The sequence below is a fragment of the Bacillus pretiosus genome, from assembly GCF_051294775.1.
Classification (GTDB): domain Bacteria; phylum Bacillota; class Bacilli; order Bacillales; family Bacillaceae_G; genus Bacillus_A; species Bacillus_A wiedmannii.
Window position 1 is genome coordinate 1 of the sequence record NZ_JBPPHF010000220.1, and the last position, 302, is coordinate 302.

Annotated in this window: 1 protein-coding gene; it reads left to right on the forward strand. The window is 32.1% G+C overall.

The features are described 5' to 3' along the window. Positions 1–50: 50 nt before the first annotated feature. Positions 51–302: hypothetical protein (locus ACSG5Z_RS30610; RefSeq protein ID WP_435712831.1), on the forward strand; the 252-nt coding region annotated here is incomplete at its 3' end.

Consider the following 302-nt stretch of genomic DNA (forward strand, 5'->3'; position numbering starts at 1 on the left):
GGCTCGGAGATGTGTATAATTGACAGATATAATTGAGGAGGAACTAGTTGATGAATAAAAAATCTGTAAATCTAAAATTTGGTGATTCTGTAAAATTCAGTTATCGTCATGATTCGTCAGTAACACTAATTGGTTCGGTAGTTAATGTATTAACTAATTCCATTATTGTGGATGTCTCAGATTATTCAAATAAGATCCCTGGACTAGAAAATCGGCAACTAGTAAAGTTGGGTCATTTTAAAAAAATTTGTAAACAATATTTCTTATTAGCATGGATATTATTCACAGCTCACGATGCCCAC